Raw genomic sequence first — 16,422 nt, 5'->3', positions numbered from 1 at the left:
TTCGCCGCTCAGTCGAGCGGCATGCGAAAACCGACCACGCCCGGGTCTTCCGTGGGCGTGACGGTGAAGCCGCAGGCGCGCGCGAGGCCGATCATCGGCGCGTTCTCGCGCAGCGCCTCGCCGAGCAGCCAGTGCGTGCCGCGCGTGCGCACGTACGCGATGATGCGCGACATCAGCAAGCGGCCAAGGCCGCCCCGCTTGAGATTCGACAGAATCGCGACCGCGAATTCAGCGGTTTCGTTGTCAGGGTCGGCCACCGCGCGCACCACACCCAGCGTGCGCGGCTGGCCGTCCTCGCCCTGCACCACCGCGATGAGCGCCATCTCGCGGTCGTAGTCGATCTGCGTCATGCGCGCGAGCTGCGTGTGATCGAAGCTGCGCACCGCCGAAAAGAAGCGCAAGCGCAAATCGTCGGGCGTCATCGATTCGACGAACGTGCGGTGCATGGCCTCGTCTTCGGGACGGATCGGCCGGATCGTGAGGCGTTCGCCATGCCAGTCGAGCGTTTCTTCCAGCCGCCGCGGATACGGCACGATCGCGAAACGGCTGCGCTTTTCCGCGAGCTGCAGGCAGGGCGCGACGACCACGACCGCCTCGGGCAGCACACGAAGCGTCAGACGCAAGCCCACGATCTCCCGCACCTCGCACACGAACTGGGACAGCTCGGTGAGCGCGGCCAGCGTTGGCTCGGGCGCCGCGTAGCGCGCATAGGGCGAGTGCGCGATGATGTCCCGAGAGAGCACGGGATTGAGCGGCGGCAGGCTATAGACGCGCAGCGGCGGCGAAAAATCGTCCGGCGAAGGCGCGGCGAAACGGAACACCGGGCCGAAGTTGTCGTCGTCGCGAAACTCCACCGATACGTCCACCACCGACTTCACGCCCGGTTCGTCCTGCGCCTGTGTGGTGAGCCCGAACAAGGCCAGCAATCTGGCCGCCTCCTGCCCTTTCAGTTCCGTGCGCCCCGCCGCCAGCGCCGCGCGTGCCTCGCCTTGCGCGGCCTCGATCGCGGCCGGCCCCTGGGCGGGCATCGTTTCGGGCGTCTGCATCAGTAGCTCGCGGCCGAGCCGGTAATCGACGAGACGCGCAAACCCGCGCGCCAGACGCCGTGGCGTGGTGTGCACCGGAATGCCGTGCGCGTGCAATTCGTCGCGCGTTTTTTCGTCCACGCCGCCAAAGAAGCACGCGAGCATGCCGCGATATGCATAGCGCTGCTGCTCGATCAGCGCGCGCGCCACCGCGTCCACGGGCGCGCTGTGGGTGGGTGCATGCACGACGAACGCCGTGCCGCTCGAGCGGTGCGTGGCGAGCGTTTGCAGCGCGAGGCCGAAGTGCTCGGGCTTCGCGGTGTCGCCGAGCACGAGCGGATTGCCCGCCTGCGCATGCGGCAGCGCGGCCTGGATGGCCGCGAGCGCTTCGTCATCCCAACGCGCGAGCGTGTCGCCGGCCTTCATGAAGGCGTCGCGCGCAAGCGCAGCCACACCGCGGTCGCTCGTGATGAGCGTGGCCGTGTCGCTCGCGGCCACACGGCCCACGCCGAGCGTTTCGATTTCGTCGAGCAGGTCATCGAGCGTATCGACGCGCACGAGGCCCGCGCGCCGGAACGCCGCCGTGTAGAGCGCGTCGCCCTTGTCGTCGCGGCCGCTCCTCAGCGCGAGCACGGGCTTGTTGCGCGCCGCCGCACGCGCCGCGGACATGAATTTGCGCGCCGCGCGGATCGTATCCACTTCGAGCAGGATGGCGCGCGTGCTCGGGTCGCTCGCGAGATAGTCGAGCACATCGCCCACGTCGACGTCGGCTTCGTCGCCGAGCGCGATCACGTGCGAGAAGCCGAGGCCGCGCGGCGCGGCCCAGCGCAGCACGGCATTGGTGAGCGCGTTGGACTGCGAAACCCACGCCACGCCGCCCTTGCGCGCAATCGATGCCGCCGCGCCCAACTGCGCGTTGAGCGCGGGCGTGAGCGCGCCAAGGCTGCCGGGGCCGACGATACGCAGCAGATGCGGGCGCGCCGCCGCCAGCGCGTGGCGCAGGTCGGCCTGATCGGATTCGTCGCGCACTTCGCCGACGATGATCGCCGCGCGCGTGCCCATGCCGCCGAGGCGATGCACGAGCGCGGGCCACGTGGCGGGCCGTGTGCAGATGATGGCGACGCCGGGCGCTTCGGGCAGATCGCCCGCGTCGGCGAGCACGGGGCGGCCGTCGAATGCTTCGAAGTCACCCGCATGGTGCGGATTGACGGCCCAGAGCGGGCTCGTGAAGCCGCCTTCGATCAGCCGCCGCCACACCATACTGCCGATGCTGCCGGGGCGCTGCGAAGCGCCGATCACGGCCACGGACTTCGGCTGGAACACCGCATCGAGATTGCGTACGGTCACAGGGACTCCTCGTCGGTCGGACAGGCGCTTGCCCTACAGGCGAACGCCGGTTTGTCGTCTTTTATCGCTACGAGAAGAGGATAGGGCAAGCGCGCAGGCGATGCGCGTTTTTCGCCCGGCGCGTGTGAGCGCAGATGCGGCGGCATGGCGTCGCACGCCCCTTGGGCGTGTGACACCACGATGCGCGAGAAGGAACTTCGCTTGTTTGAAAACGCGGCGCGAGCGCGCCGCGTGTTTTACATCGACTTACGGAACGGCGCGCCCGAATGCTCGCGCAACTCGTTGAACACGATCTTCGGCCAGGCTTTTTGCGCGACCTCGATTTCGGAAACGTGCGAGGCGAGATACGTCGGCGCGTTCGATGCGTCGTAGGCCATGCGGGCCTCGTACGAATCGGTGAAGCGGCGCAGTTCGGTGGGATCGTCGCAGGTCACCCAGCGCGAGAGGCGATAGCGCGCGGGCATCAGGCGCACGGCAACCTTGTACTCGGCCGAGAGGCGGTGCGACACCACTTCGAACTGCAGTTGGCCAACCGCGCCCAGAATCGTTGCGCCGCCGTGGATCGGGCGGAACACCTGAATCGCGCCCTCTTCGCCAAGCTGCTTGAGCGCTTCTCCAAGTTGCTTCGCGCGCATCGGATCGACCACTTCGATCGTCTGGAAGATTTCCGGCGCGAAGAACGGCAGACCCGTGAATTGCAGGTCTTCGCCTTCGGTGAGCGTGTCGCCGAGGCTCAACGTGCCATGGTTAGGAATACCGATGATGTCGCCAGGATACGCCTCGGCCACGGTTTCACGCCGCTGCGACAGGAAGCTCACCACGTTGTTCGCGCGGAAGGTCTTGTTGTTGCGCGTCACCTTCAACTGCATGCCGCGTTCGAAATGACCCGAGCACACGCGGATAAACGCCACCCGGTCGCGGTGCGCGAGGTCCATGTTGGCCTGCACCTTGAATACGACGCCCGTGAACTTCGGCTCGTCGGGCGAGACCGGACGCTGCACGGCCATGCGCGGCGACGGCGGCGGCGCGAGATCGACCAGGGCGTCGAGAATTTCCTTCACGCCGAAGTTGTTGATCGCCGAGCCGAACAGCACCGGCGACTGCTCGCCCGCGAGGAAGGCGTCGCGATCGAAGGTGGGCGTCGCACCGGTGATCAGCTCGACTTCTTCCTTGGTGCGCTTCCAGTGATAACCGAAACGCGCTTCGCCTTCTTCTTCGCCGATGTTTTGCAGCGTTTCCACCGCGCCGCCAAGCGACTCCTGGCCCGCGCGGAACACGCGCACCTGATCGCGCTGGATGTCGTACACGCCCTGGAACTCCTTGCCCATGCCGATGGGCCAGGTGAACGGCACGGCGGCCACACCCAGGTGCTGTTCGATTTCGTCGAGCAGGTCGAGCGGCTCGCGCACTTCGCGGTCGAGCTTGTTGATGAACGTGAGAATGGGCGTCTTGCGGCTGCGGCAGACTTCGAGCAGCTTGAGCGTCTGCGCTTCCACGCCGTTCGCGCCGTCGATCACCATCACGGCCGCGTCCACGGCTGTCAGCACACGATAGGTATCTTCCGAGAAGTCCTCGTGACCCGGGGTGTCGAGCAGATTGATGACGGCGTCGCCGTACTCGAACTGCATGACCGAGCTGGCGACCGAAATGCCACGCTGCTTTTCGATCTCCATCCAGTCGGAGGTCGCGAAGCGGCCACTCTTCTTGCCCTTCACGGTACCGGCGATCTGAATCGCGCCCGAAAACAGCAGCAGTTTTTCGGTGAGCGTGGTCTTGCCCGCGTCCGGGTGAGAAATGACCGCGAACGTGCGGCGGCGTCTGAGTTCGGCTACTGACATGGATAGGGCGGGTATCACAGATGAATTCGGGCAACCGGGCCGCGCGGCGAGGGTTGCGGCGAGCGCGGCGGCGCTTGCGGGCGCGTTTTCAAGTAACGCCTCGCGCACATGCGGCGGCCCTGTGCGGACCGTTACGCGCGGCAAATAGCACGAGCGATCGGGAATGTCCCGGGGATGCCCGCGCAAAAAAAGCGAAAAGGCGCCGGGACCGAATGATACACGGCATTCGTCCCGTCGACTAAAGGTTTGATGGGGTACGAACGGCTTGGACGCACAGGTTGACGCCGCTTTGCCAAAGGTGAGCTTTTACAGGACCTCGGTGCGAGCACCCCGTCGACAGCCGCATGCACCCGGCACGCTCGCGAGACGCCCCACATTTTCGCGAAAATTTCCTTTCGCGTCAGACGCGCACCCACCGCGTGAACGCCCGGATCCTGCTCATTGCGGCATGCCACTCGCGCGCGGCACAGGGGGTGAGGTGAGCTTTTTCGGGAGGCTTGAAGGGTGCTGCTCTCACGCCGGGTACTTCGCGCATCCCGGCATATCGGCCCGGCGAGAATCGGCCCGTTATTCCTTGATGAGGAATCGTTCGCGGTTCTTGCCCGCCAGCCAGCCCGGCGCGCGGCCACGGCCACTCCAGGTCTCGCCGGTCTTCGGGTTCATGTAGCGGGCCTGCAGCGCCTTCTTGCGCGCGGGGCCTGCGCGGCGGCTCGTGAACCCCAGCTCTTCCGCGGTGATGTCGTACTGCGCGATCTTTTCCTTGATCTCGGCGATCGCCAGGTCAATTTCCTTTTCACGCGCCGCAGCCACTTCCTTATGGAGCTTCTCCAGCTGGGCGGTCAGTTGCTTGTAGCTCGGCATGAAACGTCATCTCCGGTTCGGTCACGAGAACGCCATTGTGACCGGTTTGGAGCCCGAGCGACTGCGAAGGGGTGCTTTTTTACAAAACTGCCGCAAACGTTGGCGTTAGCGCTCGCGTTGCTGCAGCGATTCGTGCGACAGGCGGCTTTCGAGCGCACGCAGCGCTTCGTTGAGCCGTTTCACGCGCTGCATCTGCGAAGGCACGAGGTTCGCGCTGGAAACGGACTCGAGCCGGCCGCGCCAATACGACAGTGGAATACGGTCGCGCCCCGAGAGCCGCCCGATGATGTGTTCGAGATGCTCAATGTCCTTTTCGAGTTGGTGATGATTCATCGCTGCCCCCGGTAATGACAAGTTTTATCGAGCTCGCGCAAATAGCGCGCACTCACTTTCGTCGCATCGCCGCTTTTCCGCACGCAGCGGATAATCGGCGAATTTGGTAATCGCGTCTTCCGGCCGTGCTAAATGCACGCCGCAGCGGATTTACGGCTTTGTTCGTACCGTCAGACCAGAATAAGGTCAGCGCGCCCGGCTATCCGTTGGATACCGCACGGAATTTCAAAGGCCACTCGTCCACGCTACGGTTGTATCCGCATCCATATCGGAAACCAGATTAACGGGGGCTATTGCATCTGTATATTCCTCAATTGTGGAACGCTATGCGGAGCGCATTTTTGCTGCAGACGGCCTTTCACAATACGAACAACGAGAATGGCGTGAGAACAAACGAATCACAATACGATCGCCTGCTGCACGTTATTTACGACACACTCGATAATCCTTGCGCCTGGAAGGATTTTTGCGCGCAATTGCGCGAAACGACGGGCATGGCGTCGATTCATCTGTTTGCCTTTGACCGGCAGCGCGATCTTTTTTCCTGGAGCGACGGTTTCGCACTCTCCGGCGCGGAACCGCTGGAGCGCATTCGGCCGCTCTATCGCGACGACGCACGCCTTGCGTGGCTGCGTGCTTTCCCGGCAGGCAAGTGGCTGCATTGCGGCGTGGAGTTCGACTGCGCGCAAGACGACTATGCAGCCGGCTTCGAACTCTGTCCGCTTGAGGAAGGCCATCGCTGCGTGGCGCTGTGCAAGCTGATCGAACAGCACGGACTCACGGTCATGCTCGCGTTGCGCGCGGGCGCCGTGGCCGGGCCGCTCGTCGCCGAGCATCGCGAACTGCTCGAGCGGCTCACGCCGCATCTCGTGCGCGCGGTGCGCCTTTACGCACGCCGCTTTGCCTTGAACGCCGACACGCTTGCAAACCGCTCACGCCCGCCAGCGATGCTCGTGAGCGCGCTGGGCGAGGTGCTCCACAGCAACGAGCCCGCGCAGCGGCTCCTGAAAGCGACCTCGCTCGTGCGGGTGCGCGGGCGGCGGCTCACGCTCGCGGCGCCCCATCACACGCGTCTGCTCGAGGACATCGCTGTGAGCGAGGCCAGGCTGCGTAGCCGGGCGAGCGGCGCGCGGGCGGCGGCGGCGCGCTTTCGCGCGTTGCGCATCGTAGGCGCTGTCGACGGCACGGTCGCGGCGGATGCGCCTGACGGCGCCGCCTCAACGGACCCGCATAGCCAAACCCATGGCGAGCCGGGTCGCGCGCAAGCCTCGGCGAAGCTCGCTACGAGCCAGCAGGAGGTGCTTTATGCGTTCTACAACGTGGTTACGGCCGACGACGCCTCGGCCTCGGAATTGCGCGCCTTCGCGGCGCTGACCTTCTATCATCCGCGTTCCGCGCCGCTAGTCGACGAGCGAGTGCTCGCCACGGCCTTCGACCTCTCGCCGGCCGAATGCCGTATTGCGTTGTTGCTCGCGGAGGGTCTCACGCAAAAGGAAATCGCCACACACGTGGGCGTGCAGCACGACACCGTGCGCAAACAATTGCAGTCGATCTTTCAGAAGACGGCGACGCGCCGCCAGCCTGACCTGCTGCGCCTTTTGCTGAATCTGCCGGCGCGTGGCGCAGGCGCCGCCGCCGAGGGCTAGTGGCGCACGCGAGGCTTATTGGGCCTTGCGGCAGGCGAACACGAGCGTGTAGTTGCCGCTGTCGGTCGATGTCGTCACTGTGTCGTAACCCGCGCCGGCGCAACGGGCACGCGCCTGCTGCGCGCAAGAATCGCGATCGCCCGAGGCCGGGCATTGGACCTGGATCGTCGGACGGCCGTCCGACAGGAACAGCGGCGGCCCGCTGCTGCACGCAGCAAGCCCTGCGATCAAGGTCAACGCGCATGCCGCGAACGGCAATCTGCGCAAACGGAACGACGACGAACCTGGACGAGTCATTTGGAGCACCCTATGGGCTTCTAGTTTTTCGACGTTGCGATTGTGCCATGCCGCGAGCCATGTGCGATGCGACGCCGCGAGCGCAGCCTGTGCGCGCTCAGGGCGCGGTGGAGAGCGTCTTGTAAGGCAGCGCGCCCTGCGGGTTCGAACTCACGCGCACGAAGACCTGCTCGACGTCGGGAATCGCGGCGAGCCTGCGCTCCAGCGCAGCGCTGTCGAAGCCTCTACCCACGCAGCCTTCCGCGTAGACGAAACGGCGCTGCACAGTGATCCAGATGCTCGTGCCCGCAAACAGGGCATCGCCTTGCAGTTGCTGACGAATCGCCGCTGCAATGTCCGGATCGTAAAGATACGAGTTCGGCTTCGAGCACTTGTGCGCGAGCCAGCACGTCGTGCCGCGCTCCACGCGATAGTGGGCGTCGTCGTCGGCTTCGGCTTTCGTCATCAGCGGGCCGAGCGGTTGCGGGCAGGCGCTGATCGCGTTCGACAGCGCGAAGAATGGATCGTTGTACCAGTTCTTGCGTTGGGCATCCACTGGGTTCGGCGGGTTCGCTGCCTTCGAGGCAGGTGCGGAGGCTCCGGTTTGCGACTGCGCTGGTGCGGCGCCCGCCCAAAAGCCCGCGAAAACGCTCACGCAAGCAAGCGCCACGGCAAGGCGCGCTGTCTGCACCGCCCGCGCGCGCCGCGGCGGCTCCGCGCTTTGCCAGCCCATACCGATTCCACTCATCGACTGTCACCTCACCGGCTCATTCCGGCTTCCTCTTCTGCGCAACGATAGGACCGCGCGGCCACGCTCGCAATAACGAGACACACCCATTCGCTACAATCGCTGCGACGCACCATGGCCGTGCCGCATTAAAAAAGCATCGAAGCCAATCGCACACGCGACAAGCCGCATCACGCAACACGATCGATCCGCAGGAGACCCCATGTCGTTTGTTATCGTTCTCGCCGCCCTCGCGTTCCTCATGCTCGCCGCGTATCGCGGCTACAGCGTGATTCTGTTCGCGCCCATCGCCGCGCTCGCCGCAGTCCTCCTCACCGAACCCGCTGCTGTCGCCCCCGTCTTTTCCGGCATCTTCATGGAAAAGATGGTGGGCTTCGTCAAGCTCTACTTTCCCGTGTTCCTGCTCGGCGCGGTATTTGGCAAGGTGATCGAACTATCGGGATTCTCCGAAGCGATCGTGCACGCCGCCATCCGCTATATCGGCCGCTCGCGCGCCAACGCCGTGATCGTGGCCGTGTGTGCGCTGCTCACTTACGGCGGCGTTTCGCTCTTCGTGGTGGTGTTCGCCGTCTACCCGTTCGCCGCCGAACTCTATCGCCAAAGCGATATTCCCAAGCGCCTCATGCCGGGCGCCATCGCGCTCGGCGCATTTTCGTTCACGATGGATTCGCTGCCCGGCACGCCGCAAATCCAGAACATCATCCCGACCACGTTCTTCAAGACCACGGCATGGGCCGCGCCCGCGCTTGGCGTGATCGGTTCGCTTTTCATCGTCGTGGTGGGCCTCTCGTACCTCGAATGGCGCCGCCGCGGCGCGATGGCGAAGGGCGAAGGCTACGGCACCTCGCTCGTGAACGAACCCGAACACGTGAAGACCGAGCACCTGCCCAACCCGGTGCTAGCCGTCGCACCGCTCGTGCTGGTGGGTGTGGCGAACTTCCTGCTCACGCACTGGATTCCCATCTGGTACGGCGACACCGTAACCGTGCCGCCTGAAGTGCTGCCCGGCATTCATACGCCGGTCACGGCCACGGTCAAACAGGTCGTGGCGATCTGGGCGGTTCAGGGTGCGCTGCTCGCTGGCATCGTGCTCGTGATCGTCACGGCGTTCGGCCGCGTGAAAGACCGCTTTGCGGACGGCACGAAGGCGGCCGTGGGCGGGGCGCTGCTGGCCTCGATGAATACCGCCTCCGAATACGGCTTCGGCGGTGTGATTGCGGCGCTGCCCGGCTTCATCGTCGTGAGCGATGCGCTCAAGAGCATTCCGAATCCACTCGTCAACGCCGCCGTTTCGGTGAGCGCGCTTGCGGGTATCACTGGGTCGGCATCGGGCGGCATGAGCATCGCGCTCGCGGCCATGTCCGATCTCTTCATCAAGAGCGCGCAGGCAGCCCATATTCCGATGGAAGTGCTGCACCGCGTGGTGGCCATGGCAAGCGGCGGCATGGACACGCTGCCGCACAATGGCGCGGTCATCACGCTGCTCGCGGTCACGGGGCTCACGCACCGCCAGTCGTATCGGGACATCTTTGCGGTGACGGTGATCAAGACATTGGCCGTCTTTTTCGTGATCGCCGTGTACTATGCAACGGGGATTGTTTGACCTGAAGGGCTCGCAGCCACGCTGATTCAGTCGCTGTGAGCCCTGCCGATTCCGGCCGTACGTGCGCCATCGCACATTCCTGCGCCTCGCAATCCGAGGCGCAGAAGCTATATTTGTAGATCAAACGTTCGGCACGCGATATCGCATTGGTGGAGATAACACCCGACAGGTTATTTATTCAGGATTGCGAACAAGCTTGACGTCAACGCGCCGCGTGTGGCGGTTAAATTGCGTGTAAGGAGCTAGCGATGTCCAAAACGATAGTCTTTTGCGCAGACGGTACGTGGAACGGACCCGAAGATCCGGCAGGAAAAGGCGACGGAGTCGCTCCTGAAACCGAGGCAGGATGTCAGCCCGAACTGACCAACGTATGCAAGCTTTTCGCGTGGCTCGATGGAAACATGCTGCCTGAAGGAAACGACTGGGGTGGCGTCGAGATGGAAAAGGCCCTTTCAGACGCAAGCGGCAAACCCGTACAAATCGCGAAATATATTCACGGGGTCGGAAATTCCCAGCAACTGATCGATAAAGTCGCGGGCGGCGCGTTTGGCGTTGGTGTCGTCGCCCGCATCGCTCGTGGGTATACGTATATTTCGCGCAACTTCGAGGCGGGCGACAGCATTGTGATCGTCGGATTCAGCCGCGGTGCGTACACCGCGCGAGCCCTTGCAGGCCTCATTGCGGGACAGGGTCTGCTTCGGCCCGATCTCGCAGCCCTCGACGATCAGAATCGTTACGACACCGCGGTGGCAGCCTGGTATCGATGGAGACACGGCAGCGATACGACGTTCCAGAAGATAGCAGACGGCGTACTGGAGTTTTTGACGATCCATAACACCTTCTCCAACCCTAAGCCTTTGGACGCCAGTTCCTTTGTAGACGCAAAAATCGCCGCCGTGGCGGTTTGGGATACGGTGGGTTCGCTCGGCATCCCGTTCTACTATCAGGGTTCCGCCATCGATCTGTTCCGGTTCTGCGATCTGGATCTCAGCCCGAAAATTGGATTAGGCGTGCACGCGGTGTCGCTCGACGAGCAACGCAAGCCGTTCGAACCGACTTTGTGGAATCCCAACCCGAACGTGACGCAAGCGCTCTTTCCCGGCGGTCATTGCGATGTCGGCGGCGGCTATCCCGATCACGGCCTTTCCGACGGCCCCCTGCTCTGGGTCGTGGACAGGTTGCAGCACGCGGACGTGGGATTGCACTTCGCCCTGAATCCTCCCGTTGCCGTCCAATCCGATCCATTGGGCCCGCGACACCGCGAATGGGTAGAGGATCGGGCCTGGCTGGCCGCCGGAGTGGGGGCGCGAGTCTTCGAGGCAGGCGTGGTTGTCAACGACAACATACGGCAGCGTATGAACGGCCAACCTGAAGATCTTTTTGGGGCTACCGGTCAGCAGGCCATTTATTCGCCGGGTAACCTGCCCCCACGCTAACCGGAATTTGCGCCGCACAGCAGCCGATCGAAGCGCGCCCTACACTTCCAGCCATTCCTGGCGCACGCGCGCATCGGCTTTCAGCTGCTGCGGCGTCCCCTCGAACACGATCTGGCCGTGCCCCATGACGTAGACGCGCTGCGAGATATCGAGCGCAATGGCCTGCTTCTGCTCGACGAGCAGCACCGAGATGCCGCGCGCCTTCAGCGTCTTCAGGTACTCGCCCACCTGCGCGACGACGAGCGGCGCGAGTCCTTCAGTCGGCTCGTCGATGATGATGAGGTCGGGGTCGCCCATGAGCGTGCGGCACAGCGTCAGCATCTGCTGCTCGCCACCGGAGAGCAGGCCCGCGGGCGTGTCCTCGCGCTCCTTCAGGCGCGGGAACATCCGGTACATGTCGTCGAACTGCCAGCGCGGCTTCTTGCGCCGCCTCTGGCCCGACCGGTTGCGCTTTTCGCCGAGCATCAGGTTCTGCCGCACGGTGAGCGTCGGGAAGATATCGCGGTTCTCCGGCACATAGCCTACGCCCCGGTGCGCAACCTCGAATGTGCGCAGCCCGCGCACTTCTTCGCCGCGCAGCAGAATCTGCCCCTCGCACCGCACGAGCCCCATGATGGCTTTGGCCAATGTAGAGCGACCCACGCCGTTGCGCCCGAGCAAGGCGACGATCTCGCCCTCGCCGACCCGCATCTCGACGCCGTGCAGGATATGGCTCTTGCCATAGTACGCATGCAGGTCGCGCACCTCGAGCATGGAATTGGCGGTCGCCATCAGTGTGCACCTGCGGGTTCGTCCAGCGTGGTGCCCAGATAGGCTTCCTTCACGCGGCGGTTGTTACGGATGGCTTGCGGCGTGTCCGTGGCGATCACCTCGCCGTACACGAGCACCGATATGCGGTCGGCAAGGCCGAAGACGACGCTCATGTCGTGCTCGACCATCACCAGCGTCTTGCCGACGGTGACCCGGCGAATCAGTTCCACCGCGTGATCCGACTCGGAGAGGCTCATGCCCGCCGTGGGTTCGTCGAGCAGGATCACCTCGGCGCCGCCCGCAATCGTGATGCCGATTTCGAGCGCGCGCTGCTCGGCGTAAGTGAGCAGCCCGGCAAGCGTGTCGTGCCGCCCCTGCAGGCCGATCAGCTCGAGCACTGCTTCGGCGCGTTCGCGCGCATCGCGCAATTGCTCGAGGCGATGCCAGAACGAGTACCGGTAGCCGAGCGACCACAGCACGGAGCAGCGCAAATTCTCGAACACCGAGAGGCGGTGAAAAATGTTCGTCACCTGAAAGCTGCGCGAGAGCCCCATGCGGTTGATCTTGTACGGCGGCAGCCCGCCGATATCGACGCCGTTGAGTTTCACCGTGCCGGAACTCGGCGCCATGCGCCCCGAAATCAGGTTGAACGTAGTCGACTTGCCCGCGCCGTTAGGGCCGATCAGCGCATGCCGTTCGCCCTTCGCGATATTCAGGTCTACACCGCGAATGATCTCCGTGCGCCCGAAATTCTTGCGGACTTCGCGTAATTCCAGTGCGGCCGTCATACGTTGCTCCCTGCGATTTCCCGTTGCACGCCATCCCACGCGTCGCGCACCCGCGCGGCCGCGAGGCGTCCCGCCTGCGCGCCCAAAGCCCACAGCACCGCCGCGACGGCCCATGGCTTCCACGACGCGGCATCGAAGTTCAGGCCGAAGAACGCCATTGCCGTACCGTTGTCACTATCGATCTGAACCTTGTAGACGAGTTCGACCGTCAGCACGAGCGCGCCAAGCAGAATCAGCGCCGCGCCCAGCGCCGCCGCATAGGAAGGCAACATGCGGTGCAGCTTGCGCGCCGCGATGAGAGGAACCTGCTTCATCAGCAGGCTCGACACGCCGCCCGGCACGTACATCACCACCAGCACGAAGAAAAGGCCGAGGTACAGCAACCATGCCGGCGTGAGATTGGACAACGCCACCGCAAACAGCACGAACAATATCGAGCCGATGATCGGCCCGAAAAAGAACGCCCCGCCGCCGATAAACGTCGCCAGCAGCACGCCACCCGACTGCGCAGCGCCGACGTTCTCCGCCGTCACGATCTCGAAGTCGATCACCGAGAGGCCGCCCGCAATGCCCGCGAAGAACGCCGAAAGAACCATCACGAAAAAGCGCACGCGCTGCGTGTTGTAGCCGACGAATTCCGCACGCTCGGGATTGTCGCGCACGGCGTTGGCAATGCGGCCGAGCGGCGTCTGCGTCCACGCGTACATGGCGATCATCGACACGAGGCACCACACCGCGATCAGGTAGTACACCTGGATCGCCGGTCCATACGTGATGCCGAGCACCGCATGGCCAACTGTGCGGTTGGTCGGCACGCCGCCTTCGCCGCCGAAGAACCCGGGAAACATGAGCGAACTCGCCGCCACCATTTCGCCGATGCCAAGCGTGATCATCGCGAAGGTGGTGCCCGACTTGCGCGTGGTCACATAGCCGAACAGCACGCCGAACAGCATGCCCCCGAACCCGCCCACGAGCGGCAGCAGCGAAACGGGCAACGGGAAATGGCTCGCGCCGATCTGGTTGAGCACATGCGCCGCCACGAACGCGCCGAGCCCGGAGTACACCGCGTGCCCGAACGAGAGCATGCCGGTCTGCCCGAGCAGCATGTTGTACGAGAGCGCGAAGATGATCATGATGCCCATCTGCGAAAGCAGCGCGATGGCAAAGCCGCTCGAAAACACGAGCGGCAGCACCAGCATCACGAGCACCGTGGCGCCCCAGATGATCCAGCGTAGCGAATGCGCGGTTGGCAGTCCGTGGCGTTGCATGGCCGACCCGGCGCTGGCTTGAATGAGCGGTTTCATCGTTCAGCCCTCCCGCTTGCCGAGCAACCCGCGCGGTCGCAGGATCATCATGAGCACCATCAGCAGGTAAGGCAGAATCGGCGCGACCTGCGATACCGGCATGCGCCACAGCGACGAGAGCGTCGTACTGTCCGTCACCGTCACGCCGATGAGCGAGAACAGATCGGAGAGCGAAGCATCTATCGTGACGGCGAAGGTCTGCATGATGCCGATCAGCAGCGACGCGATGAACGCGCCCGGCAGCGAGCCCATGCCGCCCACCACGGCGACCACGAACACGATGGTCCCCACCGACTCGGCCATCGAAGGCGAAGTGACGAACGCGTTGCCGCCAATCACGCCGGCGAGGCCCGCCAGCGCGGCGCCGCCGCCGAACACCAGCATGAACACGCGCTGCACGTTGTGCCCGAGCGCCTCGACCATTTCCGGGTGCGTGAGCGACGCCTGAATGACGAGGCCGATGCGCGTGCGCGTCAACACCAGATACAGCGCCGCGAGCATCGCGATCGAAATCAGCATCATGAAGGCGCGATACTTCGGAAATTCGGACGTGTACACCTTGAACAGCGCCCCGTTCAGTTCGGGCGGAATGGCGTACGGCACCGCGGCGAGTCCCCAGACCAGCTTGACGCCCTCCACGATCAGATACGAAAGGCCGAAGGTGAACAGCAATTCCGCTACGTGCCCGTACTTGTGCACGGTACGCAAGCCGAAACGCTCGACGAGCGCACCGACGCAGGCAACGAGCACGGGCGCCACCACCAGGGCAGGCCAGAAACCCATCTTGCTGGCAATGGTGTAGGCGAAGTAGGCCCCGAGCATGTAAAAGCTGGCGTGCGCGAAGTTGAGCACGCCCATCATGCTGAAAATCAAGGTGAGGCCCGAGGAAAGCATGAACAGCAGCAGCCCGTAGCCGATGCCGTTCAAGAGAGAGATAGTCAGGAATTCCACTGCCCGATGATCCTTGTGAAGTGTCGTAGCGGGAGCACGTTCAGCCCGGGCGCTTCATCTGGCAAGTGGTCGGTTGCGTTGCCGCGGTCGGCCCAAGCTGGACGTCGGTGCGCCAGCCATAGCCGGTGTTCTCCTGGTCGTACTTTACCGTTTTGCCGTCCGCCTTGATCCATGTCGCGATCACGAGCGACTGCTGCGCCTGGTGATCGGCGGCGCGCATCGTCACCGGACCGTTCATGCTGTCGACCGTCATGCCCTCCATGGCCTTGGCCACCTTGACAGGATCGGTCGACTTCGTTGCGTTCATCGCGCGGCTCAACATTGCGATGGCGGCATAGGCGGTCGGCAGGTAGTAGTCGTCGTTGTACTTCTTCTTGAAACCCTCGATGATCTGGCCGACCACCGGCGGGTTGTTCGCCGAGTTCGGGCCGAACACGCCCACGTATTTCACGTGGTCGGCGCCGGACGCGCCCATGGCCGTCGGCACGCCGGTCGTGCCTGCGTAGTAGGTATAGAAGTTGGACGTCACGCCCGCGTCCTTGCTGGCCTTGACGAGCAGCGCGAGGTCGCTGCCCCAGTTGCCCGTGATCACCGTATCGGCGCCGGATGCCTTGATCTTGGTGGCGTAAGGCGAGAAGTCCTTCACGCGCGCGAGCGGATGAAAATCGTCGCCGACGATCACGATATCCGGACGCTTGCTCTTCAGGTCCTCGCGCGCCACGCGCGAGACGTCGTGACCAAACGAGTAGTCCTGATTGATGAGGTAGACCTTCTTGATGTCCTTGTCGCGGGCAAGGAACGTGGTGAGCGCATCCATCTTCATGTCCGCGTTCGCGTCGAAGCGGAAGTGCCAGTAGTCGCACCGGGCGTTGGTCATGGCCGGGTCCACCGCGGCGTAGTTCAGGTAGACGATTTCCTTGCCCGGATTGCGCGAGTTGTACTTGGCGACCGCATCCTCCAGCGCGAGGCCGACCGACGAGCCATTACCCTGCACGATATAGCGGATGCCCTGGTCGGCGGCCTGCTGCAGCACGGTCAGGCTTTCCTGCGGCGAAAGCTTGTTGTCGAATCCCACGACCTCGAACTTCGTGCCGTTGGCCCAGTTATGCTCATTGGCGAAATCGGCCGTGTATTGCCAGCTGTGCAGCTGATTCGTTCCGAGAGACGCCATCAAGCCGGACAGCGGATCGATGAAGGCAATCTTGACCGTGTCCGCTTGCGCGGCCCCTGCTACCAACGCTGACGATACAACCGCACCAACCAGCAACGAGCGCAACATCCTCATGGACTGTCTCCTTTGTTTGGGCATTTCTTATCGTGCGTAAAATTTTCTGTCCGACCGTGCGATTTTTTCGCTATATCAACACATTCCCGGCGCGAATGACAGCACTCCAGGGAAATCGCTGAGGCGGCGAGGCATCGCAGTCGTAGCGACTTGCTTACGGTTCGCTTGGGTCCTCGCCTGGGTCCATTCACGATGACTGAACCTCGCGTTCAGCCGCTTTGATAATAGAAA

At 63.9% G+C, this 16,422-nt stretch carries 14 protein-coding genes; 3 read left to right on the top strand and 11 right to left on the bottom strand.

The window, feature by feature from the left end; all coding sequences use genetic code 11:
* Positions 1-8: 8 nt before the first annotated feature.
* The 4 genes from JMY28_RS11555 to JMY28_RS11540 form a co-directional block, all read right to left on the bottom strand.
* Entirely contained in the window at positions 9-2,372 is a 2,364-nt protein-coding gene (locus JMY28_RS11555; protein ID WP_201696065.1) for a bifunctional acetate--CoA ligase family protein/GNAT family N-acetyltransferase, read from the bottom strand.
* A gap of 236 nt (positions 2,373-2,608) precedes the next feature.
* Positions 2,609-4,210: a peptide chain release factor 3 gene (locus tag JMY28_RS11550; protein WP_201696064.1), complete on the bottom strand. Its 1,602-nt coding sequence runs from the start codon at positions 4,208-4,210 to the stop codon at positions 2,609-2,611.
* Between the two features lie 567 nt (positions 4,211-4,777).
* Entirely contained in the window at positions 4,778-5,071 is a 294-nt protein-coding gene (locus JMY28_RS11545; RefSeq protein WP_201696063.1) for an H-NS histone family protein, read from the bottom strand.
* Positions 5,072-5,176: 105 nt separating this feature from the next.
* Entirely contained in the window at positions 5,177-5,404 is a 228-nt protein-coding gene (locus JMY28_RS11540) for a hypothetical protein (protein ID WP_201696062.1), read from the bottom strand.
* A 383-nt stretch (positions 5,405-5,787) separates the two neighbouring features.
* On the opposite strand from JMY28_RS11540, the gene JMY28_RS11535 reads away from it, so the two are divergent.
* Positions 5,788-7,050: a helix-turn-helix transcriptional regulator gene (locus JMY28_RS11535; protein ID WP_201696061.1), complete on the top strand. Its 1,263-nt coding sequence runs from the start codon at positions 5,788-5,790 to the stop codon at positions 7,048-7,050.
* Positions 7,051-7,065: 15 nt separating this feature from the next.
* Here JMY28_RS11535 and JMY28_RS11530 read toward each other — a convergent pair whose 3' ends face one another.
* Positions 7,066-7,347 (bottom strand): hypothetical protein, encoded by a 282-nt coding sequence (locus JMY28_RS11530; protein ID WP_201696060.1) that lies wholly within the window; start codon positions 7,345-7,347, stop codon positions 7,066-7,068.
* Positions 7,348-7,444: 97 nt separating this feature from the next.
* Positions 7,445-8,074, bottom strand: a complete 630-nt coding sequence (locus JMY28_RS11525; RefSeq protein WP_236596809.1) for a BON domain-containing protein — start codon at positions 8,072-8,074, stop codon at positions 7,445-7,447.
* Positions 8,075-8,276: 202 nt separating this feature from the next.
* Here JMY28_RS11525 and JMY28_RS11520 point away from each other — a divergent pair, with 202 nt between their 5' ends.
* Together JMY28_RS11520 and JMY28_RS11515 are read left to right on the top strand one after the other, a co-directional pair.
* Positions 8,277-9,677, top strand: coding sequence for a GntP family permease (locus JMY28_RS11520; RefSeq protein ID WP_201696059.1), 1,401 nt, complete (start codon positions 8,277-8,279; stop codon positions 9,675-9,677).
* 248 nt (positions 9,678-9,925) lie between these two features.
* Entirely contained in the window at positions 9,926-11,113 is a 1,188-nt protein-coding gene (locus JMY28_RS11515; RefSeq protein WP_201696058.1) for a DUF2235 domain-containing protein, read from the top strand.
* Between the two features lie 39 nt (positions 11,114-11,152).
* Here JMY28_RS11515 and JMY28_RS11510 read toward each other — a convergent pair whose 3' ends face one another.
* Genes JMY28_RS11510 through JMY28_RS11490 form a run of 5 tightly spaced genes read right to left on the bottom strand, consistent with a single transcriptional unit; the run spans position 11,153 to position 16,191 of the window.
* On the bottom strand, positions 11,153-11,884 hold the full coding sequence (locus JMY28_RS11510) for an ABC transporter ATP-binding protein (RefSeq protein ID WP_201696057.1): 732 nt from the start codon (positions 11,882-11,884) through the stop codon (positions 11,153-11,155).
* Positions 11,884-12,651: an ABC transporter ATP-binding protein gene (locus tag JMY28_RS11505; RefSeq protein WP_201696056.1), complete on the bottom strand. Its 768-nt coding sequence runs from the start codon at positions 12,649-12,651 to the stop codon at positions 11,884-11,886. Before JMY28_RS11505 ends, JMY28_RS11510 begins: the two co-directional genes overlap by 1 nt.
* Entirely contained in the window at positions 12,648-13,919 is a 1,272-nt protein-coding gene (locus JMY28_RS11500) for a branched-chain amino acid ABC transporter permease (RefSeq protein ID WP_236596829.1), read from the bottom strand. Before JMY28_RS11500 ends, JMY28_RS11505 begins: the two co-directional genes overlap by 4 nt.
* 39 nt (positions 13,920-13,958) lie before the next feature.
* The gene (locus tag JMY28_RS11495) at positions 13,959-14,906 is read right to left on the bottom strand and encodes a branched-chain amino acid ABC transporter permease (protein WP_201696054.1); all 948 of its coding nucleotides are present in this window, start codon (positions 14,904-14,906) and stop codon (positions 13,959-13,961) included.
* 40 nt (positions 14,907-14,946) lie between these two features.
* Complete coding sequence (locus JMY28_RS11490; protein WP_201696053.1) at positions 14,947-16,191, bottom strand: branched-chain amino acid ABC transporter substrate-binding protein; 1,245 nt, start codon at positions 16,189-16,191, stop codon at positions 14,947-14,949.
* Positions 16,192-16,422: the final 231 nt, after the last annotated feature.

Origin of the sequence: Paraburkholderia hiiakae (assembly GCF_904848665.1) — a bacterium.
Lineage (GTDB): Bacteria > Pseudomonadota > Gammaproteobacteria > Burkholderiales > Burkholderiaceae > Paraburkholderia > Paraburkholderia hiiakae.
Note: the sequence above shows the minus strand (reverse complement) of the source record. Positions and strands in the feature narration are given on the sequence as shown.